This is a genomic window from Rhizobium lentis (assembly GCF_017352135.1).
Classification (GTDB): Bacteria; Pseudomonadota; Alphaproteobacteria; order Rhizobiales; family Rhizobiaceae; genus Rhizobium; species Rhizobium lentis.
The window spans coordinates 3,774,303-3,797,869 of the sequence record NZ_CP071454.1 but is presented as its reverse complement, the minus strand read 5'-3'; the positions used below and the strand labels follow the sequence as shown (position 1 = coordinate 3,797,869).

At 60.3% G+C, this 23,567-nt stretch carries 28 protein-coding genes, 1 tRNA gene and 1 pseudogene; 12 read left to right on the top strand and 18 right to left on the bottom strand.

Features of this window, described 5'->3' with window-relative positions; genetic code table 11:
• Positions 1-3: 3 nt before the first annotated feature.
• Complete coding sequence (gatB, locus tag J0663_RS18325) at positions 4-1,506, bottom strand: Asp-tRNA(Asn)/Glu-tRNA(Gln) amidotransferase subunit GatB (RefSeq protein WP_207241810.1); 1,503 nt, start codon at positions 1,504-1,506, stop codon at positions 4-6.
• Positions 1,507-1,765: 259 nt separating this feature from the next.
• Between gatB and J0663_RS18320 the strand changes: the two genes are divergently transcribed.
• Both J0663_RS18320 and J0663_RS18315 read left to right on the top strand, forming a co-directional pair.
• Positions 1,766-1,948 (top strand): hypothetical protein, encoded by a 183-nt coding sequence (locus tag J0663_RS18320; protein WP_207244572.1) that lies wholly within the window; start codon positions 1,766-1,768, stop codon positions 1,946-1,948.
• A 12-nt stretch (positions 1,949-1,960) separates the two neighbouring features.
• Positions 1,961-2,335 carry a VOC family protein gene (locus J0663_RS18315; RefSeq protein ID WP_207241809.1) on the top strand — a complete coding sequence of 125 codons (375 nt, stop codon included), beginning with the start codon at positions 1,961-1,963 and terminating at the stop codon, positions 2,333-2,335.
• A gap of 44 nt (positions 2,336-2,379) precedes the next feature.
• Here J0663_RS18315 and J0663_RS18310 read toward each other — a convergent pair whose 3' ends face one another.
• Positions 2,380-2,886: a GNAT family N-acetyltransferase gene (locus tag J0663_RS18310; protein WP_207241808.1), complete on the bottom strand. Its 507-nt coding sequence runs from the start codon at positions 2,884-2,886 to the stop codon at positions 2,380-2,382.
• A gap of 311 nt (positions 2,887-3,197) precedes the next feature.
• Between J0663_RS18310 and J0663_RS18305 the strand changes: the two genes are divergently transcribed.
• Positions 3,198-3,455 (top strand): YjhX family toxin, encoded by a 258-nt coding sequence (locus J0663_RS18305; RefSeq protein WP_207241807.1) that lies wholly within the window; start codon positions 3,198-3,200, stop codon positions 3,453-3,455.
• Between the two features lie 49 nt (positions 3,456-3,504).
• On the opposite strand, the gene J0663_RS18300 is transcribed toward J0663_RS18305, so the two are convergent.
• The 5 genes from J0663_RS18300 to J0663_RS18280 all read right to left on the bottom strand — a co-directional run bounded on the left by J0663_RS18300 (position 3,505) and on the right by J0663_RS18280 (position 6,886).
• Positions 3,505-3,780, bottom strand: a complete 276-nt coding sequence (locus tag J0663_RS18300) for a hypothetical protein (RefSeq protein WP_207241806.1) — start codon at positions 3,778-3,780, stop codon at positions 3,505-3,507.
• Between the two features lie 22 nt (positions 3,781-3,802).
• Positions 3,803-4,177, bottom strand: coding sequence for a GNAT family N-acetyltransferase (locus tag J0663_RS18295; RefSeq protein WP_246590309.1), 375 nt, complete (start codon positions 4,175-4,177; stop codon positions 3,803-3,805).
• Between the two features lie 106 nt (positions 4,178-4,283).
• The gene (gatA, locus tag J0663_RS18290) at positions 4,284-5,765 is read right to left on the bottom strand and encodes an Asp-tRNA(Asn)/Glu-tRNA(Gln) amidotransferase subunit GatA (protein ID WP_207241805.1); all 1,482 of its coding nucleotides are present in this window, start codon (positions 5,763-5,765) and stop codon (positions 4,284-4,286) included.
• Positions 5,766-5,824: 59 nt separating this feature from the next.
• The gene (gene gatC / locus J0663_RS18285) at positions 5,825-6,112 is read right to left on the bottom strand and encodes an Asp-tRNA(Asn)/Glu-tRNA(Gln) amidotransferase subunit GatC (RefSeq protein WP_207241804.1); all 288 of its coding nucleotides are present in this window, start codon (positions 6,110-6,112) and stop codon (positions 5,825-5,827) included.
• Positions 6,113-6,181: 69 nt separating this feature from the next.
• Positions 6,182-6,886 (bottom strand): metal-dependent hydrolase, encoded by a 705-nt coding sequence (locus J0663_RS18280; protein WP_207241803.1) that lies wholly within the window; start codon positions 6,884-6,886, stop codon positions 6,182-6,184.
• A 113-nt stretch (positions 6,887-6,999) separates the two neighbouring features.
• Here J0663_RS18280 and ruvX point away from each other — a divergent pair, with 113 nt between their 5' ends.
• Entirely contained in the window at positions 7,000-7,494 is a 495-nt protein-coding gene (gene ruvX / locus J0663_RS18275; protein ID WP_207241802.1) for a Holliday junction resolvase RuvX, read from the top strand.
• Here the strand turns inward: ruvX and J0663_RS18270 are convergent.
• From J0663_RS18270 to J0663_RS18260, 3 genes are all read right to left on the bottom strand, one after another.
• The gene (locus J0663_RS18270; protein WP_207241801.1) at positions 7,431-7,763 is read right to left on the bottom strand and encodes a DUF6105 family protein; all 333 of its coding nucleotides are present in this window, start codon (positions 7,761-7,763) and stop codon (positions 7,431-7,433) included. The genes ruvX and J0663_RS18270 overlap by 64 nt on opposite strands.
• Positions 7,760-7,933: a hypothetical protein gene (locus J0663_RS18265; protein ID WP_207241800.1), complete on the bottom strand. Its 174-nt coding sequence runs from the start codon at positions 7,931-7,933 to the stop codon at positions 7,760-7,762. Before J0663_RS18265 ends, J0663_RS18270 begins: the two co-directional genes overlap by 4 nt.
• A 129-nt stretch (positions 7,934-8,062) precedes the next feature.
• A complete protein-coding gene (locus tag J0663_RS18260; protein ID WP_207241799.1) occupies positions 8,063-8,722 on the bottom strand; it encodes a TetR/AcrR family transcriptional regulator in 660 nt (219 codons plus the stop codon).
• Positions 8,723-8,959: 237 nt separating this feature from the next.
• On the opposite strand from J0663_RS18260, the gene map reads away from it, so the two are divergent.
• The 5 genes and pseudogenes from map (at position 8,960) to J0663_RS18235 (ending at position 14,450) form a co-directional block, all read left to right on the top strand.
• Positions 8,960-9,796, top strand: a complete 837-nt coding sequence (gene map, locus J0663_RS18255; RefSeq protein WP_207241798.1) for a type I methionyl aminopeptidase — start codon at positions 8,960-8,962, stop codon at positions 9,794-9,796.
• Positions 9,797-9,803: 7 nt separating this feature from the next.
• Positions 9,804-10,622, top strand: coding sequence for a RadC family protein (radC, locus tag J0663_RS18250; RefSeq protein ID WP_207241797.1), 819 nt, complete (start codon positions 9,804-9,806; stop codon positions 10,620-10,622).
• A 117-nt stretch (positions 10,623-10,739) separates the two neighbouring features.
• Positions 10,740-12,146 (top strand): Si-specific NAD(P)(+) transhydrogenase, encoded by a 1,407-nt coding sequence (gene sthA / locus J0663_RS18245; RefSeq protein WP_207241796.1) that lies wholly within the window; start codon positions 10,740-10,742, stop codon positions 12,144-12,146.
• 38 nt (positions 12,147-12,184) lie between these two features.
• Positions 12,185-12,409, top strand: a pseudogene (locus J0663_RS18240) (endonuclease/exonuclease/phosphatase family protein); the annotation flags it as partial.
• A gap of 265 nt (positions 12,410-12,674) precedes the next feature.
• Entirely contained in the window at positions 12,675-14,450 is a 1,776-nt protein-coding gene (locus J0663_RS18235) for a B12-binding domain-containing radical SAM protein (protein WP_207241794.1), read from the top strand.
• Between the two features lie 83 nt (positions 14,451-14,533).
• Here the strand turns inward: J0663_RS18235 and J0663_RS18230 are convergent, their stop codons facing one another.
• The 5 genes from J0663_RS18230 to J0663_RS18210 all read right to left on the bottom strand — a co-directional run bounded on the left by J0663_RS18230 (position 14,534) and on the right by J0663_RS18210 (position 18,746).
• Complete coding sequence (locus J0663_RS18230) at positions 14,534-14,956, bottom strand: nuclear transport factor 2 family protein (protein ID WP_207241793.1); 423 nt, start codon at positions 14,954-14,956, stop codon at positions 14,534-14,536.
• A 181-nt stretch (positions 14,957-15,137) separates the two neighbouring features.
• Positions 15,138-16,625, bottom strand: a complete 1,488-nt coding sequence (gene tig, locus J0663_RS18225; RefSeq protein WP_207241792.1) for a trigger factor — start codon at positions 16,623-16,625, stop codon at positions 15,138-15,140.
• 202 nt (positions 16,626-16,827) lie between these two features.
• Positions 16,828-16,912 (bottom strand) — tRNA-Leu (locus tag J0663_RS18220).
• A 152-nt stretch (positions 16,913-17,064) separates the two neighbouring features.
• Positions 17,065-17,655 carry a GDYXXLXY domain-containing protein gene (locus J0663_RS18215; RefSeq protein WP_207241791.1) on the bottom strand — a complete coding sequence of 197 codons (591 nt, stop codon included), beginning with the start codon at positions 17,653-17,655 and terminating at the stop codon, positions 17,065-17,067.
• Entirely contained in the window at positions 17,652-18,746 is a 1,095-nt protein-coding gene (locus tag J0663_RS18210; protein ID WP_207241790.1) for a DUF2157 domain-containing protein, read from the bottom strand. Before J0663_RS18210 ends, J0663_RS18215 begins: the two co-directional genes overlap by 4 nt.
• An 882-nt stretch (positions 18,747-19,628) precedes the next feature.
• Here J0663_RS18210 and J0663_RS18205 point away from each other — a divergent pair.
• The 3 genes from J0663_RS18205 (at position 19,629) to trmFO (ending at position 21,766) form a co-directional block, all read left to right on the top strand.
• Positions 19,629-19,775 (top strand): DUF1127 domain-containing protein, encoded by a 147-nt coding sequence (locus tag J0663_RS18205; RefSeq protein ID WP_004678838.1) that lies wholly within the window; start codon positions 19,629-19,631, stop codon positions 19,773-19,775.
• Positions 19,776-20,074: 299 nt separating this feature from the next.
• The gene (locus J0663_RS31810; RefSeq protein ID WP_064802139.1) at positions 20,075-20,218 is read left to right on the top strand and encodes a DUF1127 domain-containing protein; all 144 of its coding nucleotides are present in this window, start codon (positions 20,075-20,077) and stop codon (positions 20,216-20,218) included.
• 102 nt (positions 20,219-20,320) lie between these two features.
• Complete coding sequence (trmFO, locus tag J0663_RS18195; RefSeq protein WP_207241789.1) at positions 20,321-21,766, top strand: methylenetetrahydrofolate--tRNA-(uracil(54)-C(5))-methyltransferase (FADH(2)-oxidizing) TrmFO; 1,446 nt, start codon at positions 20,321-20,323, stop codon at positions 21,764-21,766.
• Between the two features lie 16 nt (positions 21,767-21,782).
• Here trmFO and J0663_RS18190 read toward each other — a convergent pair whose 3' ends face one another.
• From J0663_RS18190 to J0663_RS18180, 3 genes are all read right to left on the bottom strand, one after another.
• A complete protein-coding gene (locus J0663_RS18190; RefSeq protein ID WP_207241788.1) occupies positions 21,783-22,250 on the bottom strand; it encodes a hypothetical protein in 468 nt (155 codons plus the stop codon).
• A gap of 70 nt (positions 22,251-22,320) precedes the next feature.
• Entirely contained in the window at positions 22,321-23,178 is an 858-nt protein-coding gene (locus tag J0663_RS18185) for a phytoene/squalene synthase family protein (protein WP_207241787.1), read from the bottom strand.
• 2 nt (positions 23,179-23,180) lie between these two features.
• Positions 23,181-23,567: an Mth938-like domain-containing protein gene (locus tag J0663_RS18180; protein WP_207241786.1), complete on the bottom strand. Its 387-nt coding sequence runs from the start codon at positions 23,565-23,567 to the stop codon at positions 23,181-23,183.

Genomic DNA, 23,567 nt, shown 5'->3' with positions numbered 1-23,567 from the left:
CGCTTATTCCTCGATGCCGAGCTTCGCCTTGACAAGCGCCTGGACGGCCTGCGGATTGGCCTTGCCGCCGGTCGCCTTCATCACCTGGCCGACGAACCATGCCGCCATGGTCGGCTTCGCCTTGACCTTCTCCACCTGCTCGGGATTGGCGGCGATAATCTCGTCGACGGCCTTTTCAATCGCGCCGGTATCCGTTACCTGCTTCATGCCGCGCGCTTCGACGATCTCGGCCGGATCGCCGCCCTCTGCCAGCACGATCTCGAACAGGTCCTTGGCGATCTTGCCGGAGATGGTTCCAGCCTTGATGAGGTCGATGATAGCGCCAAGCTGAGCCGACGACACCGGCGTCTGCTCGATATCCTTGCCGGTGCGGTTCAGCGCACCGAGCAGGTCGTTAATCACCCAGTTTGCCGCCGTCTTGCCGTCGCGGCCGGCGGCCACGGCCTCGAAATAATCGGCGATCGCCTTTTCGGAAACGAGCACGGAGGCATCGTAGACCGACAGGCCGAGCTCGCGCACGAAGCGTTCCTTCTTATCATCAGGCAGCTCCGGCAGATCGGCCTCGAGCGCCTTGATGAACGCGTCGTCGAATTCGAGCGGCAGCAGATCCGGATCCGGGAAGTAGCGGTAGTCGTGCGCGTCTTCCTTGGAGCGCATGGAGCGCGTTTCGCCCTTGTTCGGGTCGAAGAGGCGTGTTTCCTGCTCGATCTCGCCGCCCTCCTCCAGGATGCCGATCTGGCGGCGGGCTTCGTATTCGATTGCCTGGCCGATGAAGCGGATGGAGTTGACGTTCTTGATTTCGCAGCGCGTGCCAAAGGCCTCGCCCGGGCGGCGAACGGAAACGTTGACGTCGGCGCGCATCGAGCCTTCGTCCATGTTGCCGTCACAGGTGCCGAGATAGCGCACAATGGAACGCAACTTGGTCATATAGGCCTTGGCTTCGTCGGACGAGCGCATGTCGGGTTTGGAGACGATCTCCATCAGCGCGACACCGGAACGGTTCAGGTCGACATAGGACATGGTCGGATGCTGGTCGTGCATCGACTTGCCCGCATCCTGCTCCAGGTGCAGACGCTCGATGCCTATCTCGATATCTTCGAACTGGCCCTGGCGATCCGGGCCGAGCGAAATGACGATCTTGCCCTCACCGACGATCGGATCCTTGTATTGCGAGATCTGATAGCCCTGCGGCAGGTCGGGATAGAAATAGTTCTTGCGGTCGAAGACCGAACGCTTGTTGATCGCAGCCTTCAGGCCGAGGCCGGTGCGCACCGCTTGCTTGACGCATTCCTCGTTGATGACCGGCAGCATGCCGGGCATGGCGGCATCGACCAGCGACACGTTCGAATTCTGCGGCTTGCCGAATTCCGTCGAGGCGCCGGAGAAGAGCTTCGAATTGGACAGAACCTGGGCATGGACTTCCATGCCGACGATGACTTCCCAGTCGCCGGTGGCGCCGGGGATGAAGCGTTTCGGATCGGGCGTGCGGACGTCGACAATGGTCATCTGATGCTCTTTGCAGGCTGTTCTTTTCCATTGGTGAGGTAAAGGAAATGGCGTGCCGGTGCAAGGCTTCCGCGGAATTGTGTAGCGGGTGCACCGCCTCGGCTTCTGCTTGAGCCACGAGGCCGTTTTGCACCAGCAGCGGCTCGATTCCGCATCAGCCGGGCGATCAACGCGAATTTTCCACCGGCCCAGTTGTCGGCACGACAATGATCTCTATTTTCAGCCAAAAATGCCGCCCTGGATTTGAGACCCTCACCACATGGAGGCGCTATTGAAGGCGTATCTGCCCTATCTGGCCGGGACGCTGGCGGGATTGTTGGTCGCGCTCGCTATTTCCGGCCTGTTGACGTTACACGGAATACCACAGCTGATGCTTTTCGCATTGCTGCCGGCCATCGGCGGCGCGGTTGTCGAGCGGGTTTTCCAGCATAGATCCGACTAGCTTTAGAAGACCATGGGAAAGCTGAAAGAAATCGTCATTGACTGCGACATTCCCTCGCGCGTCGCTCGTTTCTGGGCGGCGGCGCTCGATGGCTATCAAGTGATGCCTTATGACGATGCGGAATTGGCCCGCCTTGCCGCGATGGGACTGACACCTGAAACGGACGCGACCGTGATGGTCGAGGGTCCGGGAACACGCCTTTGCTTCCACCTTCGCCAGGGAGAGCGTCCCGCCCGCAACCGTGTTCACCTCGATATCGCCGCTACGGATCGGGAGAAGGAAGTGGAACGGCTCATATTGCTTGGCGCGAGATACGTCCGCGAGACGCATGCCTACACGGTTTTGAATGATCCTGAAGGCAACAACTTCTGCGTGACGTCCGAATAGTTAGCCATGGGCCGAGAATCGCGCCCGGCGGCATCTGCCATACGTCAGAATTCCTGCCCGTATCCCCCACCGCCGGCGACGAGCTGTTTCGTTAGCCCGACCGAAGGCACGTCGCGGTCGAGCTTCGGATTGTAGGCTACCGAGAGCCACTGGATCCCATAGCCGTGCTTCCGGAAAAAGCCGATCGCCTCGTTATTGCCGGAGTGGGTCTGCATCGCCGCCTTCTCGAAGCCCTGCTCGGCGATCTCCTTTTCGATGCGTTCGAGAAGGGCCGAGCCGAGACCCTGGCGGGTGAAGACGGGATCGATCCAGAAATCCGAGATGGTTTCGTCAAGTCCCTCGCGCGCCGCCCAGCCTGCGGCCTGGCCGTTCTGCTCAACGACGGTGATGGTCAGCCAGTCGTTTTCCACGAAGTTGCGAAAGGCGTTGCGCGCCGCGTCGATCATTGCGTCCGATTCGCCGATCGACGCCATCGCCTTTTGCCAAGCCCTCAGCCCGATCTCGCTCAACAGCTCCGCTTCCCCATCGCGGGCATTGCGAATGTGGATCAACGACACCTCCGCGTTACCCCACAAGTAGACCATTGAGTCGCGGAATTTACCAGTGGCTGCAAAGGGATGATGCGTGGAAACTGTGGTTTTCAACCTGATTTGACCGGCAAGGGCGCCCTTGACCGCGTTTTCCGCGCTGAATAAGAAGGCTTATCGAGGTGTTTTATGTTGAGCCTGCCTGAGACCCGGTAAAGGCCCTGCCCGCAAGTCTTCTTGCGCGCATGGGCCCGAAAAAAACGAAGCCCTGACGTTCGAACGAGCGCCAGATCGTTTTTGTGCGCCCTGCCGGGCGCGATACCGGATCTCACCATATGGACATTTCCCGCACGGAGCAGCGCATCCTGCATCTCATGGCCCAAGGCGGCCGCATCGAAATTACCCGCGACGACAACAGGAAGATCGAGGCCGTCAGTTGCTTCACCCGCGATGGCTGGCTCTATCCCGGCGTCGATCTCGATCTCTTCCGCAGGCTGAAACGCCTCAAGGCGATCAAGTCCTCGGGCGGCCAACCCTACAGGATCAGCGAAAGAGGACTGAGGCTGGTCAGATCGCAGCTGGACAACAGGTAATCAGGCAGCCCCGACCACGCGCCGGCATCGGCGCGTGGTCGGGTTCACTTCAGGCCTTTGAAGACAATTCCGTCCGCATCGCCGACCACTCGTCGGCCATTGTGCCCGTGGCGCGCGCCTTGCCGGCGCGGCGATACCAGTAATCAGCGTTCCAGTCGTCGCCCTCGATGCGATGGCAGAGAGCATGGCCCCAGTCGAACGGCTGCTCGCCTTCGTGGCGCTGACAGATATCGTGAACCGCTTGCCAATCCACACCCATGGCAAAACCGCCGGCAGCAAGGCGATCGATTGCCTCGATCAGCCGCATAAGTTCATTGCCTGCCATAAGACTTCCCCTGTTCCTGACGTCACTCGACCAAGCGCTTCTCCATATGCACCTTTTCGAGCGGGACACCCATGCTCTTGGAAAATTCGATACCGTGCCAGATGACGGTGAAGCCGCAGCGTTGGTAAAGCCGGATTGCACCCTCATTCCTGGCATGTGTATCGAGCCGGGCAATTGCCAGCCCTTCGGCCGCCATCAGCTCGCACAGATGCAGGAGCAGAGCCCGGCCGATGCCTCTGCCCTGATGATCGGGATGCACCCAGAGGTCGGACACATAATTCGGGTCGCCGTCGCGCGCTCCCCATCCGATGATCTCAGAGTCCAGCTCGGCAACAAATATCTCGCCTTTCGCCTCATGGGGAAAGACGGCGAATTCGTGCTGGACTTTGGCAATCACCTCGGGATCACGATAGCTTTCCTCAAAGGCACGGCCTGCGGCCCAGGCGGCGAAACCGACAGCGCCGCTTCGCGGTCGGGCGTTATCTTTCGGATCGCGAGCTCCGTTACCACCACTTGGCCGGCGTGAACTTGCCGGCTGCCTGTTCGATAACGTAAGCGGTCTTGAAGAGGGTTTCCTCGTCGAAGGCCTTGCCGATCAACTGCAGGCCGAGCGGCAGGCCCTTCTGGTCGAGGCCGGCGGGCACCGCGATGCCGGGCAGGCCCGCCATGTTGACCGTAACCGTGAAGATGTCGTTGAGGTACATCTTCACCGGATCGGCGGCGAGGTTCTCGTCGGCGACGCCGAAGGCCGAGGACGGTGTTGCCGGCGTCAGGATCGCGTCGACACCGGCGTCGAAGGCGAGTTCGAAATCGCGCTTGATCAGCGTGCGGACCTTCTGGGCGCGGATGTAATAGGCATCGTAATAGCCGGCCGACAGCACGTAGGTGCCGATCATGATGCGGCGCTTGACTTCCTTGCCGAAGCCGGCGGCGCGCGTCTTCTCGTACATGTCGACGATATCCTTGCCGTCGACACGCAGGCCGTATCGCACGCCGTCATAACGCGCGAGGTTCGAAGAGGCCTCGGCCGGGGCGACGATGTAATAGGCCGGAAGCGCGTATTTCGTGTACGGCAGCGAGATGTCGACGATCTCGGCGCCGGCGTCCTTCAGCCAGGCGATACCCTGGCGCCAGAGGATCTCGATCTCCTCGGGCATGCCGTCGACCCGGTATTCGTTCGGGATACCAATTTTCATGCCCTTCAGCGACTGGCCAAGGACAGCCTCGTAATCCGGCACCGGCAGATCGACCGAAGTCGTGTCCTTGGCGTCGACGCTTGCCATCGACTTCAAGAGGATTGCGGCGTCACGCACGTCGCGTGCGATCGGGCCGGCCTGGTCGAGCGAGGAAGCGAAGGCGACGGTGCCCCAGCGCGAGCAGCGGCCATAGGTCGGTTTGATGCCGACGGTACCGGTGAAGGCAGCCGGCTGGCGAATCGAGCCGCCGGTATCGGTCGCGGTGGCGCCGGCGCAAAGATGCGCAGCGACGGCTGCGGCCGAGCCGCCGGAGGAGCCGCCTGGGACGAGCTGCTGATTGGAGCCCTCCGCACGCCACGGATTGATCACCGGTCCGTAATAGGAGGTCTCGTTGGACGAGCCCATGGCGAATTCGTCCATGTTCAATTTGCCGAGCATGACGGCGCCGTCATCCCAGAGGTTTTGCGTGACCGTCGATTCATAGCGCGGCTCGAAACCGTCGAGAATGTGGCTGCAGGCCTGGGTGTGGACGCCGACCGTGGCGAAGAGATCCTTGATTCCCAGCGGAATGCCTTCGAGATCGCCCGCCTTGCCGGCGGCGATGCGCTCGTCGGAATTTTTTGCCATGAGACGGGCGAGGTCAGGGGTGACCTTTACATAGGCGTTCAGCCGGCCATTGGCCGCATCGATCGCCGAGATATAGGCTTCGGTCAGTTCGATTGCGGTGATTTCCTTGGCGCGCAGCTTCTGGCGGGCTTCGGCAATGGTCAGGCTGGTGAGTTCGCTCATCGTGTTTTCGCTTCAGATCTTGAAAATGGCAACAGGGTCGGAAAGAGGCGTTTCAAGCCTTATTCGACGACTTTCGGCACCAGGAAGAAATTATGGTCGGTGACCGGCGCGTTGGCGACAATATCGGCCGCCTTGTTGCCGTCGCTCACCTCGTCGGTCCGCTTCTTCATCGCCATCGGGGTCACCGATGTCATCGCCTCGACGCCATCGACATTGACTTCGGAGAGCTGCTCGACGAAGCCGAGGATGCCGTTCAGCTCGTCGACCATGCGGTTTGCCTCGTCCTCGGAGACGGCAATACGAGCAAGTTTGGCAACGCGCTTCACGGTGGCAAGATCGACGGACATGGCATTCTCCGGATAGGATTTTTCCTACCCGCTATAAAGGCCATGTCCGCCCGGTGCAACGGGGTTTCGTCAGATCGACAGGCTCTCGGCGGGCTTGAGCGCCTTCACGTCCGTCTCCGATCCCTCCATGCCGGCAACGAATTTATCGGCCGTCTGGTCGATGATCGGGAAGGTGCCGTAATGGCAGGGGATTGCTGTCTTGAAGCTGAAGTAGCGCTGGCAGGCGAGCGCGGCCACCGCGCCGCCCATGGTGAAGCGGTCGCCGACCGGGACGAAGCCGATGTCGGGCTGATGCAACTCATTGATCAGCGTCATGTCGGAGAAGATGTCGGTGTCGCCCATGGCGAAGATCGAAGCTTCGTCGTCAAAATGCAGCATCAGGCCGTTGGCATTGCCAAGCGCATGCGAGATGCCGTCCTCGGTGATTTGGGCCGAAGAATGCAGCGCATTGGTGAAAGTCACGGAGAAGCCGCCGAGCGTGATCGTGCCGCCGGTATTGCCCATCTCGATCCTGTCGACGCCCTTGGAACCCAGCCAGGCGGCGAGATCGGCATTGGCAAGCACGACCGCACCCGTCTCCTTGGCGAGAGCCACGGTATCGCCGACGTGGTCGCCATGGCCATGGGTCAGCAGGATGTGAGTGGCGCCCGACGAAACATCCTTGATATCCTGGCCGGAAAAGGAGGCGTTGTGGGTGAGGAACGGATCGAGCAGGATCTTTGCCTTCCCTGTCTCGATGCGGAAGGCGGAATGGCCAAGCCAGGTGATCTTCATGAAATCTCTCCTTACGTGATGCAAAATCTGATTTCGATGGTAAGGACATATCTCATGCACCGGCAAAGAAAAGCGCCGGCGGTTTCAATTTCTTTTGACAGGACGAGACGGCAATGACGGTGCTGACGATCGAGGAAATGGCCAGGACCTTGGCCTCCGGGCAGGCGATTGCCGGCCTTGATCTCGGCACTAAGACGATCGGGCTTTCGATGTCCGATCTCGGCCGGCGTTTCGCCACGCCGCGTCCGGTGATCCGCCGCGTCAAGTTCACCGTCGATGCGCAGGCGCTCCTGGACTTCGCAACGGCAGAAAGGATTGCCGGCTTCATCATCGGCCTGCCGATGAATATGGACGGGTCGGCGGGACCGCGCGTACAGGCGACACGCGCCTTCGTGCGCAACATGGAGCAGAAAACGGTGCTGCCCTTCGTCTATTGGGACGAACGGCTTTCGACGGTCGCGGCCGAACGGACGCTCATCGAAATGGACGTCTCACGCGCCAAGCGGGCCGAACGGATCGATTCGGCCGCGGCAAGCTTCATCCTTCAGGGGGCGCTCGACAGGCTTTCGTTGCTGGCAATGTCTGCCGGAGACGAATTCAGCGCCTGACGCGCCTTCCACCACGCGGCGATCGACCTGCGCTTTCTGAAACCCAGGACGGCGAAGACGATGAGACTGTCCACCGCAATGGCGCGGGCGACAAGAGGCGGGATGGTTTCAGGCGGAACACCGAGGGCTTTGCCGTAAATCTCGAACGTCAGGTCATGGACCTGCCGTGTGAGCATCAGCATGCCGAAATTGATATCGTAGTAGGAGAGCCAATACCATCCGCCCAGAAAGACGATGGGGCCGGCCCAGAAGATCAGAAACCACTTCATGCGGCCCCTCCTCCATGCTTGCGCGCAACGGGCAGATCGCGAGACACCAGCCAGGTCGACGATGCCATGAGGCAAAGCACCAGCGTGGGAACCGCGATATCCAGCGCCAGCACTGCGAAAAACATCATCGCCGTCACGAGCAACAAAGCTTTAGCGATTTTGGCTCCCATGGACGTCAACTCGGGACTCTACTCGTATCATCTCTGCTGACCGCCACACTGTCGGGTTAACCACCCTTACGCAACGTAAACCATTCATTAAGGTTAACGCGGCAGGCGCCGCCTGTGGATGAAGAGGCATCAGCCGTAGACGCCGCGCACGATGCGCTTGAGCGCGGTTGCCGCCTTCTCCCAGTCCCTCGGGGTCTTCAGCGACACGCCGGCACATTGCCCACCTGCCGCACCGGCAAGCACGAGATACTGAATCGCAGCGATGAAGACGGCATTGACGGCGGCTGCATCCACGCCCTTTGGCGGCGCCAGCGAGCCGCGCATCCGTTCGAGCCAGAGAGCAAGGGCTTTCGAGCGCGCTTCGGAAAGCCGCCTCACCTGCTCGGTATTCTCGGAAATTTCCCAGGCGAGGATGCGGCGCATCAGCGGATCGTTCCTCAAAGCATCGAGGAAGAGAAGCGCCAGGCGCTCCATCAGGTCGCCATAGGTGAGCAGGAACATGCCGCCGGTATCTTCGGGGATGCGGTCTCTCACCCAGGTCCCGAGATCGGCGCCGATTGCCTCGACCAGTCCGTCGAGACCGCCATAATAGCGGTAGATCAGCTGCTTGTCGCAACCGGCGCGACGGGCGACCGCATTGATGCCGAAGTTCTGGAAGCCCTCCTCGGCCAGCAAGCCCTTGGCGGCGGCCAGGATCGCGCGCTCGGTGGCGCCGCGATCGCGCACCCGTCGTTCCGGCTCAGCGCCGACCCGGCGCGAATTATCAAGATTTTCCGCTTCATTCAGCATGACCGACCCTTCCCCGCTGTCACCAATCGGTGAGTAGCGGGGAGGTCTTGTCCGATCAATCCTATCCCTTTGGGAAGACTGTGGATATTTCAGCCGGCACTCATAATTCGGCGTCGAATGGGCGCGGAAGGCGGACCGAATCCCTTCAGAAATCTCGCCCGTATGGTTGATCGCGATGGACGAACCCGGCATAGCTGCATTATGAACAAATCTAACAATCTCCGCTAAGGCCCTGCAATGGTGAATTATATCGAAGCCTCTTCTGCACCGCCGAAGAATACGGGCGCCATCCGGCTATATGACGCCGAAGCATTTGAAGGCATGCGCAGGGCCTGCCAGCTGACCGCGCGCTGCCTCGATGCGCTCGCCGATATCGTCAAGCCGGGACTACTGACCGATGACATCGACCGTTTCGTTTTCGATTTCGGCATGGATCACGGCGCCCATCCGGCGACGCTGAATTATCGCGGCTACACCAAATCGACCTGCACCTCGATCAACCACGTCGTCTGTCACGGCATTCCCAATGACAAGCCGCTGCGAGAAGGCGATATCGTCAATATCGACGTCACCTTCGTGCTCGACGGCTGGCATGGCGATTCCAGCCGGATGTATCCTGTCGGCACGATCAAGCGCGCCGCCGAGCGGCTGCTCGAGGTCACTTATGAATCGCTGATGCGCGGCATTGCCGCCGTCAGACCCGGTGCCCGCACAGGCGCGATCGGCGAGGCGATCCAGACCTATGCGGAAGCCGAGCGCTGCTCGGTAGTCCGGGATTTCTGCGGCCACGGTGTGGGCCGGCTGTTCCACGATTCGCCGAACATCCTCCATTATGGCCGCGCCAATGAAGGGCCGGAGCTGCGCGAAGGCATGATCTTCACCATCGAGCCGATGATCAATCTCGGCCGGCCGCATGTAAAGGTACTTGCAGACGGCTGGACGGCCGTGACCCGCGACCGCTCGCTGTCGGCGCAGTACGAGCACACGGTCGGCGTCACCGCGGACGGTTGCGAAATCTTCACGCTGTCACCGGGTGGGCTCGACCGACCCGGACTGCCGTCGCTCGCTAGGTGACAAACTGATGGCGAAGGGGCCTGTTGCGACATCTTCCGACCACGAGCTGCCTTTTGAAACTGAAGAGCCTGTTGCCGACGAACGCGCGTTCTTTGGGCGCCTGGGAAAACCATCCGCGAAGGCCAGGACCTCCCTGCCCGCCTCGCTTGCAGGTCAAGAGCATTACCACGGCCATCGCGAGCGGTTGCGCGACCGCTTTCGCGAACAGGGCGACACCGCGCTTGCCGATTACGAAATCCTCGAGCTCCTGCTCTTTCGCCTGATCCCACGGCGCGACACCAAACCGATCGCCAAGGCGCTGATCGAACGGTTCGGCTCGCTTTCCGGCGTCTTCGGCGCGCCGGCATCACTGCTCCTGGAGGTAAAAGGCGTGGGCGAGGCGGTCGCACTCGACCTGAAGCTGATCTCTACCGTGGCCCAGCGGACCCTGAAGAGTGAGATTCGCAACAAACAGGTCCTGTCCTCCTGGTCATCGGTCATCCAATATTGCCATGCCGCCATGGCGCATGAAACGCGCGAACAGTTCCGCATCCTCTTCCTCGACAAGCGCAACGTGCTGATTGCCGACGAGGTGCAGGGCCGCGGCACCGTCGACCATACGCCGGTCTATCCGCGCGAGGTGGTCAAACGGGCGCTCGAGCTGTCGGCAACGGCGATGATCCTCGTGCACAATCACCCGTCCGGCGACCCGACCCCGTCGCGCGCTGACATCGATATGACGAAGGTGATCATCGAGGCGGCGAAGGCACTCGATATAACCGTCCACGACCATGTCATCATCGGTAAGGATGGACATGTCAGCCTGAAGGGGCTGAAGCTGATCTGAAAAGCACAGATGCGGCTGAATCGGCAGCTGTAAAACAATCTGTAACATTGACCGGCTACCGATAGAGGAGCGACATTTTTGTCGCAAATGATTCCATTTCCAATTCGAGGCTAGAGGATGTTTCAGTACGATCTCGTTGTGGTGGGTAGCGGTCCCGCAGGGCGCCGCGGCGCGATCCAGGCTGCGAAACTCGGCAAGAAAGTGCTTGTCATCGAACAAGGCAAGCGTGTCGGCGGCGTATCCGTCCATACCGGCACCATCCCCTCGAAGACGCTGCGCGAAACCGCGCTCAATCTCTCCGGCTGGCGTGAACGCGGCTTTTATGGCCGCAGTTATCGCGTGAAGCAGGAAATCAGTGCTGAAGACCTGCGCCGCCGCCTACTGATTACGCTCAACCATGAAGTCGAGGTGCTTGAGCATCAGTTCGCTCGCAACCGCGTACACCATATGCGCGGCAGGGCAAGCTTCATCGATGCCACCACCTTGCAGGTCATCAAGGACGATGGCGAAGCAATGACGGTAAGCGGCGCGAGCATTCTGCTTGCCGTCGGCACCAAACCCTTCCGGCCGGATTATATGCCCTTTGATGGCAAGACCGTGCTCGACAGCGACGAGCTGCTCGATATCGAAGAACTGCCGCGCACCATGATTGTCATCGGCGCCGGCGTTATTGGCATCGAATATGCGACGATCTTCTCGGCGCTCGACACTGCGGTGACCGTGATCGATCCAAAGGCGACCATGCTTGACTTTATCGACAAGGAAATCGTCGAAGATTTCACCTATCAGCTGCGCGACCGTAATATGAAGCTGCTGCTCGGTACGAAGGCGGAGAAGGTCGAGCGGTTGGATACCGGCAAGGTCCAGCTGACGCTCGACAACGGCCGTCATCTAGTGACCGACATGGTGCTGTTTGCCGCCGGACGCATGGGTGCGACCGACGCGCTGAACCTCCGAGCCATTGGGCTGGAGGCCGACAGCCGTGGCCGTCTCAAGGTCAACCCCGAGACGTTCCAGACTTCCGTGCCCAATGTCTACGCCGCCGGCGACGTGGTCGGCTTTCCGAGCCTTGCCTCGACCTCGATGGAACAGGGCCGCATCGCCGCGCGCGTGGCGATCGGCGCGGTCGCCAAGGAGCCGCAGAAATATTTCCCCTACGGCATCTATGCGGTACCCGAGATCTCGACCTGCGGCTTGACCGAGGAGGAAATGAAGGAGCGCGGCATTCCCTATGAATGCGGCATTGCCCGCTTCCGCGAAACTTCGCGCGGCCATATCATGGGCCTCGACACCGGGCTTCTGAAACTGATCTTCTCGCTCAAGACCCGTCGCCTGCTCGGCGTGCATATCGTCGGCGAAGGCGCCACCGAGCTGGTGCATATCGGCCAGGCCGTGCTCAATCTCAAAGGCACCGTCGAATACTTCGTCGAAAACACCTTCAACTATCCAACGCTCGCCGAAGCATACAAGATCGCCGGTCTCGACGCCTGGAACCGGATGGGCGACATCAAGTCGGAACTCTAAGAAGCCTGACATAGACGCCACAACGGAGCCGAAGGATATTGCGGATCATTTCGCTGAACGCATGGGGCGGCAGGCTGCATGAGGCTTTGATCAGCTATATCAGGCAGACCGATCCCGATGTCCTGTGCCTGCAGGAAGTGCTGCGGGCGACGTGTGTGGCCTCGGGATGGTCGGTCTATCGGGATCCGGGACTTGAACTGCCGCAGCGCGCTAATCTCTTCGCTGAGATCGGTGCCGCCCTGCCCGGCCATGACGGCTTCTTCGCCGACTATATGCTGGTGACACCGGAAGTGAAAATTGCAAAATTCGAGGTAGTGGGGGCGCCCGAGGTCTCCGACCACCGCGCATTGCTGCTCGATATCATGTAGTATATTAAGGATTGTGCGCCGCACGAACTGCTTGCATTCAGCGCCGCCTTCTTACGCCTTCGCATTAGATCTCCATAATCACATCGATACGCAGTGCCTGGTTTGTGTTTCACGTCCATTTTGCCTGCGGGCAGAAGCTTCTAGAGAAAGATAGATCCTGTTGTCCCATGCCCTGGAGTCAGCGCGCAGACGTTTTCAGCTCATCCTGATCAAGCCGTCGCATTATGACGATGACGGCTATGTCATCCGCTGGTGGCGGGCGATGATTCCTTCGAATTCACTCGCCGCCCTCTACGGCATCGCCGCCGAATGTGCCGAGCGCAAGGTGCTCGGTCCCGATATCGCGATCGACATCACCGTGATCGACGAGACCAATACGCGGATCGATTTCGCCCGGCTGCTCGCCCAGTTCAGGCGTCACGACAATTTCGGCATGGTCGCGCTGGTCGGCGTCCAATCCAACCAATATCCGCGCGCGCTCGACATCGCCCGGCCCTTCCGCGATGCCGGTCTGCCTGTTTCGATGGGCGGCTTTCATGTATCCGGCTGTCTGTCGATGCTTGATGGCACGGCCGTCGGGCTCGAGGCCTGCCGCGACATGGGCATCTCGATGTTTGCCGGCGAGGCCGAGGGGCGGCTGGACATGGTGCTCCGCGATGCCGCCGCCGGCGAGCTGAAGCCGCTCTACAATTTCATGAACGACCTTCCCGGCATCGGCGGCACGCCGGTTCCCTTCCTGCCGAAGGACAATATCCAGCGCACACTCGGGCTCAGCACCAGCTTCGATGCCGGACGCGGCTGTCCCTACCAGTGCTCCTTCTGCACCATCATCAACGTGCAGGGGCGCAAGTCGCGCTTCCGCTCGGCGGACGACGTCGAAAAGCTGGTGCGAATGAACTGGGCGCAGGGCATCCACAAATTCTTCATCACTGACGACAATTTCGCCCGCAACAAGGATTGGGAAGCGATCTTCGATCGGCTGATCGAGCTCAAGGAGCGGGACGGCATTCCGCTCGGCCTGATGATCCAGGTCGACACGCTCTGCCACAAGATCCCGAATTTCATCGAGAAATCCAGGCGCGCCGGCGTCACACGTGTCTTCATCGGTCTCGAAAACGTCAATCCGGACAATCTGACCGCCGCCAAGAAGAACCAAAACAAGATCACCGAATATCGCAAGATGCTGCTCGCCTGGAAGGCGCAGGGCATCATGACGCTCGCCGGCTATATCCTGGGCTTCCCCGCCGACACGCCGGAATCGATCCGCCGTGATATCGCGATCATCCAGGAAGAGCTGCCGCTCGACGTCATCGAATTCTTCATCTTGACGCCGCTTCCCGGCTCCGAGGACCATCAGGTTCTATGGAAGAAGGGCATCGAGATGAATGGCGACCTCAATATCTACGATGTCGAGCATGTCTGCACCGCCCATCCCAAGATGAGCAAGCAGGAGTGGGAAGACATCTATCACGAGGCCTGGTCACTCTATTATTCACGTGATCATATGAAGACGCTGCTGCGCCGCGCCGTGGCGACGGGAGTACCGCTAGCAAGGCTGGTCAAGGTTCTCGTCTCCTTCGCCACCACCGTGCCTTTGGAAAATGTGCATCCGCTGCAAAGCGGCCTCCTGCGCCTGAAGACGCCGTCGGAGCGGCGCCCGGAACTCAGGCGCGAAAATCCGCTGCTTTTCTGGCCGCGTTTTGCCTGGGAAACCGTCCGCAAACATGCGTCGCTCGCCGGCACGATCATCGGCTTGACGATCTCGGCGTTCCTGATCTCAAGGGATGCGAAATCGAAGACCTATATGGATCAGGCGCTGACGCCGGTCGCGGAGGACGAGGAAGAGACGCTCAGCCTCTTCACCAAGACATCGGGCGGAACCGCAGCCGTCAATCATGTCAGGAAAGTCGCGGAACTGACACGGACCGCGAATTAAGCTGCGATTCTCGCACCGGCGGCCGATTGGGCGGACGTCGAGCATCAAAGTCGAAGCCCGGAGGCTTCGACTTTGATGGCCGTTCATGCGATCTGGATCATCTTGGTTGTCTCGGCCACTTGCAGCGTGTCGACGAATTCGACGATCTTGAACGGTCTCCCATCCCTGAAATGGATCTTGTCGACGAATTCCGTGTGGAAGCTCACACCCGATGGGATGTGCCTGACCTCGCCCTCGCGATGGGCGAAGACCATATGCTCGTCTTCGTCCACATAGATGCCCGCTGTCTTGACCTTGGATAGATCCCACACAGTAATCAGCTGCATTATCGCCTGGCGAAAGGCGGCCCCGCTTGCTTCAGTCGAAAAGGGCGACATCCGTGTATTGCCGACCATTCGGAAAGTGCAATCGTCGCCGATCAGGGCCAGTGTGCTCTCTATATCGCCGCGATCACGCACAGCATAGATTTCCTCTACCAGCTTCTTCATGTCATTCTTTTCGGTCATCCCAAGTTTCTCCCCACAACTCAGCTTAATCTGCATCCAATTATACTTTATTTCAACTATTTGTTGCCGAGGCCGATAATAACACCATCGTGACGACGATGCCCGAGGGATGAATGATCGGAAAAAGAAAAAGGCCCCGCACGATGGCGGGGCCTTCCAAACTCTCAGAACCGGCGATCGATTATTCGGCGCTGTCCTCGGAAGCCTTCTTCTTCGAAGCAGCCTTTTTCTTCGGAGCGGCGGCTTCCTCGCCTTCACCGGCCTCGGCAGCATCGGCCTTGGCGGCGGCCTTCTTCTTCGGCGCGGCCTTCTTGGTTTCAGCCTTGGCTTCGCCTTCTTCCTCGGCGAGCAGTTCTTCCTTCGTCACTTTCTTGTCCGTAACGTCGATTTCCGTCAGCAGGTGATCGATGACCTTCTCTTCGAAGATCGGCGCGCGGATCGAAGCGGCGGCACCCGGCTGGCTGCGGAAGAATTCGAGGATCTGCTTTTCCTGGCCCGGATACTGGCGCAGCTGATCGTAGATAGCCCGCTGCATTTCGTCTTCGGTGACTTCGACGCCGGCCTTTTCGCCGATCTCGGAGAGAACGAGGCCGAGGCGGACGCGACGCTCGGCAAGCGTCTTGTATTCCTCACGTGCCTTCTCTTCGGTCGTGTCTTCGTCTTCGAAGGTCTTACCGGACTGGGCGAGATCGTTGTTCACCTGGCTCCAGATGCCGTTGTACTCGGCGTCGACGAGCGAAGCCGGGGTATCGAACTTGTACATCTCATCGAGCTGATCGAGGATCTGACGCTTCAGCTTCTGGCGGGTCAGCGAGCCGTACTGCGATTCGATCTGGCCACGGACGATCTCCTTCAGGCGATCGGCAGATTCGATGCCGAGCTTGGAGGCGAGCTGGTCGTTGATTTCGACAGCGCCCGGAGCTGCGACGTCCTTGACCGTGATGTCGAAGGTCGCTTCCTTGCCGGCAAGATTCTTGGCCGGATAGTCGGCCGGGAAGGTCACGGTGATGGTCTTCTCTTCGCCAGCCTTGACGCCAACGAGCTGGTCTTCGAAGCCCGGAATGAAGCGGCCGGAGCCGATCACCAGTTCGGCGCCCTGATCGGTGCCGCCTTCGAAGGCTTCGCCGTCAACCTTGCCGACATAATCCATGGTGACGCGGTCGCCGTTTGCGGCCTTGCCGGTCTTGCTCTCGTAGGAGCGGGCGCTTTCGGCGACCTTCAGGACCTGCTCGTTGACTTCCTCATCCGAGATATCGATGACTTCGCGCGTAACCTTGATGCCCTTGACGGACTTAAGCTCAATCGGCGGCAGCACTTCGTAGGACAGCGTGAATTCGAAATCCTGCTGGGCGGTGAGGATCTTGTCGGCCTCGTCCTTGTCCTCAGTCATGGCGATTTCCGGCTGCGTGGCCGACTTCTCGCCGCGGCTGGACAGGATAGCGGCGGGCTGCTCGCGGACGATCTCGTTGACGAGATCGGCCATGATCGACTTGCCGTAAACCTTCTTCAGGTGAGCAGCGGGGACCTTGCCCGGACGGAAGCCGTTGATGCGGATCTTGTCCTTCACATCGGCAAGACGCTCATTCATCTTGTCTTCCATGTCCTTGGCCGGGATAACGACCTTGATTTCGCGCTTCAGCCCTTCAGCGAGCGTTTCGATAACCTGCATGTCTTCCTACCTTCATGTCGTGGCGGCCGTGCCCAGACGCCGTTCGTTTCGATGAGCACGACGCCGGCAGCGTGCCGCGCGTGGCTTTTCCCAATTCCTGTATCATTCCGCCAAAAGGGGAACGGCACTCACGTCCGAGTATTCGGAACAACCTTCGGTCATTCGGGACAACTAAGTTCTTAGTCTCCCCCTGCAAACAGCCTGGTGCGGGTAGAGAGACTTGAACTCCCACGCCTTGCGGCACCAGAACCTAAATCTGGCGTGTCTACCAATTTCACCATACCCGCGTTCACAAACCGCATGCCTATGCCTGCGCATGAGGCCTTCCGGAGCGCGGCGTCTCTATATCACCCGATTTGGTCGAGGCAAAGGAAAAATGAACGGCAAATGACAGCGTATTTGGAGCCCAAACGCTGCCCTGCCCTCAAGGCTTGAGAGATCAGTATAGCGGTTCTTCGTAAACCGGCTTGCCGTCGACGAGCAGGCTGCGAATCTGCGCACTTCCATCAGGCGAGACGCGCGCCATAATGGCGACGGCCCCATCATTGCGGGCCTCCTCGATCGGCTTGCCCTGACCTTCCGGAACATAGTAGCGCTCGATGCCGTATTCGACCCGGACACTGTCGCCCGCGGCCAGCCCACTGCTATAGAAAGGATGACTGCGCAGGATCACCGTCTCCGGCTGCGGCGGCAGCGCGTGGAAGGCCGATTCGCTTACCGTCCAGAAGCCATCCCCCTGCTTCTTCAACCGGACCCACAGCGTGCGCTCGCCGGGCTCGGTGGGCACGCCACCGGAGATCGTCTGCACCGGCACGGTGGAAATGTCGTAATTCAAGATGACATAATCACCGCGCAGGAAATCGCGTGGATCGACCGGAGCCGTCTTCAGCAGGACCTCGGCGCCATTACTGAGGATCGACGCCCGGCTCTGGATGATCGCGCCGAGGATGACGGTCTGCAGGCTGGCGACGATGATTGCCGAAAGCAGATAGCCACTGCCGGATTGCAGTCTTGCCATCAACGAGTTCATGCGCGCGCCTCCCGTGAAAAGCGCCGCTCGAGACGAATGACGATCCAGGCGACAAGCGCCACCACGATGCCAGAAAAAAGGAAAAGACTCGAGGTGCCGAGGATTGAACCGACGGTGACGGAGGCGAGATAAAGCATCTCCGCGGCAAAGGTCGTGTAGGCGAGATAACGCACGGCGCCATTATCGCGGCCATGGAGAGCGATCGCCAGTACGGCAGCACCGAGTGTCGCCACTCCGAGTACCACCAGCCGCCAACCTTGCTCGATCTCGATATGCAGCAGCAACAAGCCGATCGTGGCGACCAGGAAACTATAGAAGGCCGGTGCCGCACCGGCGCTCCTGACCAGGGAGACAACGCGCGGAACCGGCAGTGCGGTCGCCACGAAGGCCGCCATTCCGCCAATGGCGAAGGCGATCGCCACGGCGATCTCCTCATGAAGCGTGTAGAGCCAGGCGAGCCAGCCGATCAGCAGCAGATAGGCGAGATGACGGGCGCGTTCGGCGCCGGTGTAACGCACCAGCGCGATTGTGATCACCGCCATGGCCGGCGCCATCCAGGGATCGAACCCGATCCAGTGTGTGTCGTTGTTCTCGAGATAGACGGCGAAGGACGCCCAGGAAAGGAAACCAGCAACCACAACCACCGCGCCCGAACGGAACAGGATCGCCGAGATTGCCGTGATCGCGAACCAGAGATACATCACCGTCTGCTCGTCACCAGAGAGATGATACATTTGCCCCACCAGCGATATGGCACCGCCGAAGCTCATCGCGCCGATGACCAGCAGCCCGCTTGCGACCGCCGTCGCGCCACGGGCGAGCATGAGGGCGGCGGCAATGTGCACCGCCCAGATCAGGGCGAGGATGGCGCCGACCCGCACGAGGCGCGGGATGGCCTCCCAGTTGGAGGCGACGACCAGCAGGACCGCAGCGGCAAGCAGCACCGCCGCCAACGCCATCAGCACCCGGCCGAGGCTGAAGCTTGCCGGGCGGCTGTCATATTCGGCGAGAAGCGCGCCGGCCGTTTCCGCTCCAAGCAGACCCTTGCCCACCCAGAGCGAGAGATCCCGCTCCAATCTGCCGCGATACATGCTTCCACCCCTCGTTTCCGTGACGCTCGCTGCGGCGCTACGGCTTCGCTCGTTATAGCCTCAGCGAGCGGCTTCGCAAACGCCCCAGCAGCAAATATGCAAATTCCTCATTGGTCTAATTTGGGTCAGGCATTAACCGGTCGCTAACGTCGGAGCTGCTATTATGAGGCTATAAGAGAAGAGACATGCGCTTTTCGCATACCCCTCATGTATTTATTGCACTGCAAAATATCAATTAGTCATACTATTTACGATGCATCGAAGCACGGGGATGGCACCCTGGCCCGGTTCTCCGGACGCCCGCGGACGCTTTGTTCGTGACGAGATTCGCAGCCGCGCACTCCTCCTCCCAAGCGCGTTGCGATAGACTGGCAACACTCCTCCTCCCAGTTGCCAGTCAATATAATGCGCCCGCCGGATCCTCCCCCGGCGGGCGTTTTATTTACCGTCGCTAGGATGTTTAAATTCAAAGGTTTACCGCGCCATCGAGCGATCGACCAGCGCGACTGGGCAAGCGACAGCAACCGAAGTCTTCGTTGTATGAAGCCGTGGTACCGCACATCGAGTTGTCGACGGCCAGGATGGATGGAGAGCTTGCCGACTGCGGTGCGGAAGTCGTGTAGACCGGTCCGCTGGAGAATCAGTTTTTTCACTCATCACGACCGCCGCGCGGGCTTCCAAAGCGCAGTCCCGCTAGATTACTTTGCCTATTCGTTGACCAAACTGCGGTAAGATTGTGTAAACCATTGCATACCTTGCATAGGTGACTTGAAAACTTGTCTGTTTTCGTTCTTCGCACCGCAACATATATTCCGGTCATCAAATAGAGGTCAGCGCCGATTGGTGGCTGCTGGCAGATCAACCCTCAGAAAGGGGCTTAAAATGAACATCACTCGCTCTTTCAACAACTGGCGCAAGTATCGTCAGACCGTTACGGAACTTGGCCGTATGACCAACCGCGAATTGCATGACCTCGGCATCGACCGTTCGGACATCCATCGCGTTGCTCGCGAAGCTTCTTCTCGCTAATTCAACGGCCTCTGCTTCCTCCCAAGCAGATCCGTCCGTGACTGAGCGCCCGCTGCACAACAGCGGGCGTTTTCTTTTGCCGGCAATTCGCCGACGCTCCGGTTGCGATCGTTTCAGCTCTCTCAACTCCGCTCAAAAAATATTCACCGCTCAATTTCCAAGCATCGTATTGCACATTTGCATGGCAGACGCCTTTAATTTGCACTGCACAATGGGGCCGCCTTCGCCTATATAAACATCAACCGCAAAGAGACAGGCGATCCCGCCGTCCCGCGGACATTTGTTCGAGGAAAAAGACAATGAACCCAATTCGCATTGCAAAAAGCTGGATCAGCTACCGCCGTACGCTCAATGAACTCGGCAGCCTTTCCAACCAGACCCTGTCCGACATCGGCGTCAGCCGTTACGACATCCGCAACATCGCATCCCGCTCGTTCCGCTAATCGCGGACCGATCACGCGAACGATGCTTCAAGACGGCGCCTCAGGGCGCCGTTTTTGATTCCAGGTGTTGGATCGCACCCGCCGACATGATATCAGCCCGGCATGAACACCATCTCCTCCTATTCCCCCATTCACGTGGTAGGCGGCGGGCTTGCCGGCTCGGAAGCCGCCTGGCAGATCGCCAGCGCGGGCGTTCCCGTCATTCTGCATGAAATGCGCGGCGTGCGCGGTACGGATGCCCACAAGACCGAGGGACTTGCCGAACTCGTCTGCTCCAATTCCTTCCGGTCCGACGATGCGACCAGCAATGCCGTCGGGGTCATCCACGCGGAAATGCGCATGGCAGGCTCGCTGATCATGGCCGCTGCCGACCGTCACCAGGTGCCTGCAGGCGGCGCGCTCGCCGTCGATCGCGACGGTTTCTCGGATGCCGTGACCCACGCCATCCACGACCATCCGCTCATCACCGTCGTGCGTGAAGAGATCACCGGCCTGCCGCCAAGCGACTGGGATCTTGCCATCGTCGCCACGGGACCGTTGACGGCGCCGTCGCTCGCAACTGCGATCCAGGCGGAGACCGGTGAGGATTCGCTCGCGTTCTTCGACGCCATCGCGCCCATCGTCTATCGCGAGAGCATCGACATGGATATCTGTTGGTACCAGTCGCGCTATGACAAGGTCGGTCCCGGCGGCACCGGCAAGGACTACATCAATTGCCCGATGGACGAGGCCCAGTACAATGCCTTCGTCGACGCGCTGATCGCAGGTGACACGGTCGGTTTCAAGGAATGGGAAGGCACGCCCTATTTCGATGGCTGCCTGCCGATCGAGGTCATGGCCGAACGCGGCCGCGAGACGCTGCGCCACGGGCCGATGAAGCCGATGGGGCTGACGAACGCGCATAACCCGACGGTCAAAGCCTATGCCGTCGTGCAACTGCGGCAGGACAACGCGCTCGGCACGCTCTACAATATGGTCGGCTTCCAGACGAAGCTGAAATATGGTGCGCAGGCAGAAATCTTCCGGATGATCCCGGGTCTGGAAAATGCGGAATTTGCCCGCCTCGGCGGCCTGCACCGCAACACCTACATCAATTCTCCCACCCTGCTCGATCGATCGCTGACGCTGAAATCCCGGGCCGGCCTGCGTTTCGCCGGGCAGATCACCGGCTGCGAGGGCTATGTGGAAAGCGCCAGCGTCGGGCTGCTCGCGGGGCGTTTCGCCGCCGCCGAACGCAAGGGCGAAGCGATCTCGCTGCCGCCGACTACGACGGCGCTCGGTTCGCTGCTCGGTCATATCACAGGCGGGCACATCGTCACTGACGAGGAGCCCGGCAAACGGTCGTTCCAGCCGATGAACATCAATTTCGGGCTGTTCCCGGAGCTTGAGCCCGGTTCGATCGTCAAGCCCGAGGGGGTCAAGCGCTTTCGTGGCAAGGACAAGACGATCATGAAACGGCAGTTGATCGCCCGGCGCGCGCTTGCGGACTGCGCCGCCTGGCTCGGCCAGACACGGGTGTTTGCCGAAAGTGCCCGAGGAACACTTTGAACGTATCTCACATGCATCAGTGCTTGTTCGCCGCCGAAATATCGCCCGGCGGCAGATCCTTATCCGGCTCGGCGATGTAGTTGCCAAGCAGCCAGAGTGCAACTTCGGAAGCCTCCTTCGGTGAAGCGAACTCGAATTTGCCGTTGTGATGGGGTGCATCGAGAAAATCGATCACCAACCCCCGGCCCGTCTCCGAGCTTACTACACGCACACGGCCGGGCTTGATCAGATGGCAGGAGAAATGGCGCGCCATGTTGCGCATAAGGCCCGCTTTGTTGTCGTGCAGGCGCACGAAGATCGCCTGACCGTTTTTCGTCGCCTGCAACTGTCGGATCGCCTCGTTGGGGAAGGCGCGGCCGAACTCGATGATGGCAAGCCCCGTGTCGTGCAGACTGTCTTCCTTGTTTTGCGCAGCCATGCGTGTTGCCACGAAAGCGAAGAAAATGACGATGGCGCAAAGGACGCACCAGACGATAATGCCCACGCCGAGTCTCCGTTCAATGGTAGCGGTACGCCCCTTGTAACGCGCGAGACTTGCGCGAATTTGACCGGGATCAAAGTTTCCTGCGGAATGCGGCCAGCGCCATTCTGAGCTGGCGGCGCCACTGCGGCGGCTGCAGCGGCCGGTCGAACAGGAGAGCGCCACGCCTCTGCGCCTTGAGGAGCACTGGTTCGGCCAGCACCGCCGGCAAGAAGGCCGGAAAGACGGCTGCTGCAATCGGCGCTGCTGCTCTTGCCTTTGCCAGATGATCGCGGCCGAGGCCGGCGAAGGCTTCGACAGCGGCGGAGATGCGCGGCCGGTCTTCGCCGGCGAGGAAGGTATCGCGGTCGAGACCGGTGGCGGAAAGGATTTGCAACGGAATATAGAGCTGGCCGCGGCGGCAATGCAGCGGCATCAGCAGCAACAGGCCGGCAATCGCCTGGGCGACGCCGGCATGGCCGGCGGCATCCGCCGATCGCGCGGCCTCCTCCGGCGAAAGCACGAGGCTTGCGAGCTGGATCAGCGCGGATGCCGTCTCGCCGGCATAACCCTCGAGCGTCAGCCGCGTCTCCATCGGGTCGTCATAGAGATCGAAGGTGCGAGCCTCGATCATGTCGACCAGCGTCTTGCGCGGCAGGCGATGCGTTTCGATCGCCGTCAGAAGCGCTGCGGCAACCGGATTGGCCGCCGTCGAACCATGGGCGCTGCCTTCCAGCAGATCCCGCCAATATTGCATGCGCACCTCGCCGGGCAGCGGCTCGTGCACGAGATCGCGGACACGGGCAAGCTCGGCATTGAAGGCGTAAAGGGCAGCAAGCGACCCGCGCTTATCCTCCGGTGACAGCAGGCATGCAAGATAACGGTCGCGATCATTGTCGCGCAGCATCGCCAGGCAGATCCCCTGGTTCGTCGCAATATTCGCTTCAGCCATCGTCAGACCGCAATCAATGCCGCGGCGACGGCGCGCTGCTCGGACAGCATGATGTTGAAGGTTCGGACCGCGGCACCTGTACTCATCGGATCGGAGGAGATGCCGCGCGCCTTCAGCGCCTGCTTCAATTCGTCGGGCAGACGACGAAGCTCGGTTCCGGTGCCGACAAGCAGAACCTCGATATCACCAGCCTCTTCCAGCACACGGCGGAAATTTTCAAGCGACAGCGGCTTCGACATGTCCATGTCCCACCCGTGAATGCCGGAGGGCAGGCAAAGGATGGAGCCGCGATGCGACATGTCGGCAAAACGGAAACCGCCATTGCCGTATGTGTCGATCGGAGCTCGGCCGGGAAAATGCGCCGCGCGGATTTCTATGCCTTTTGCCAT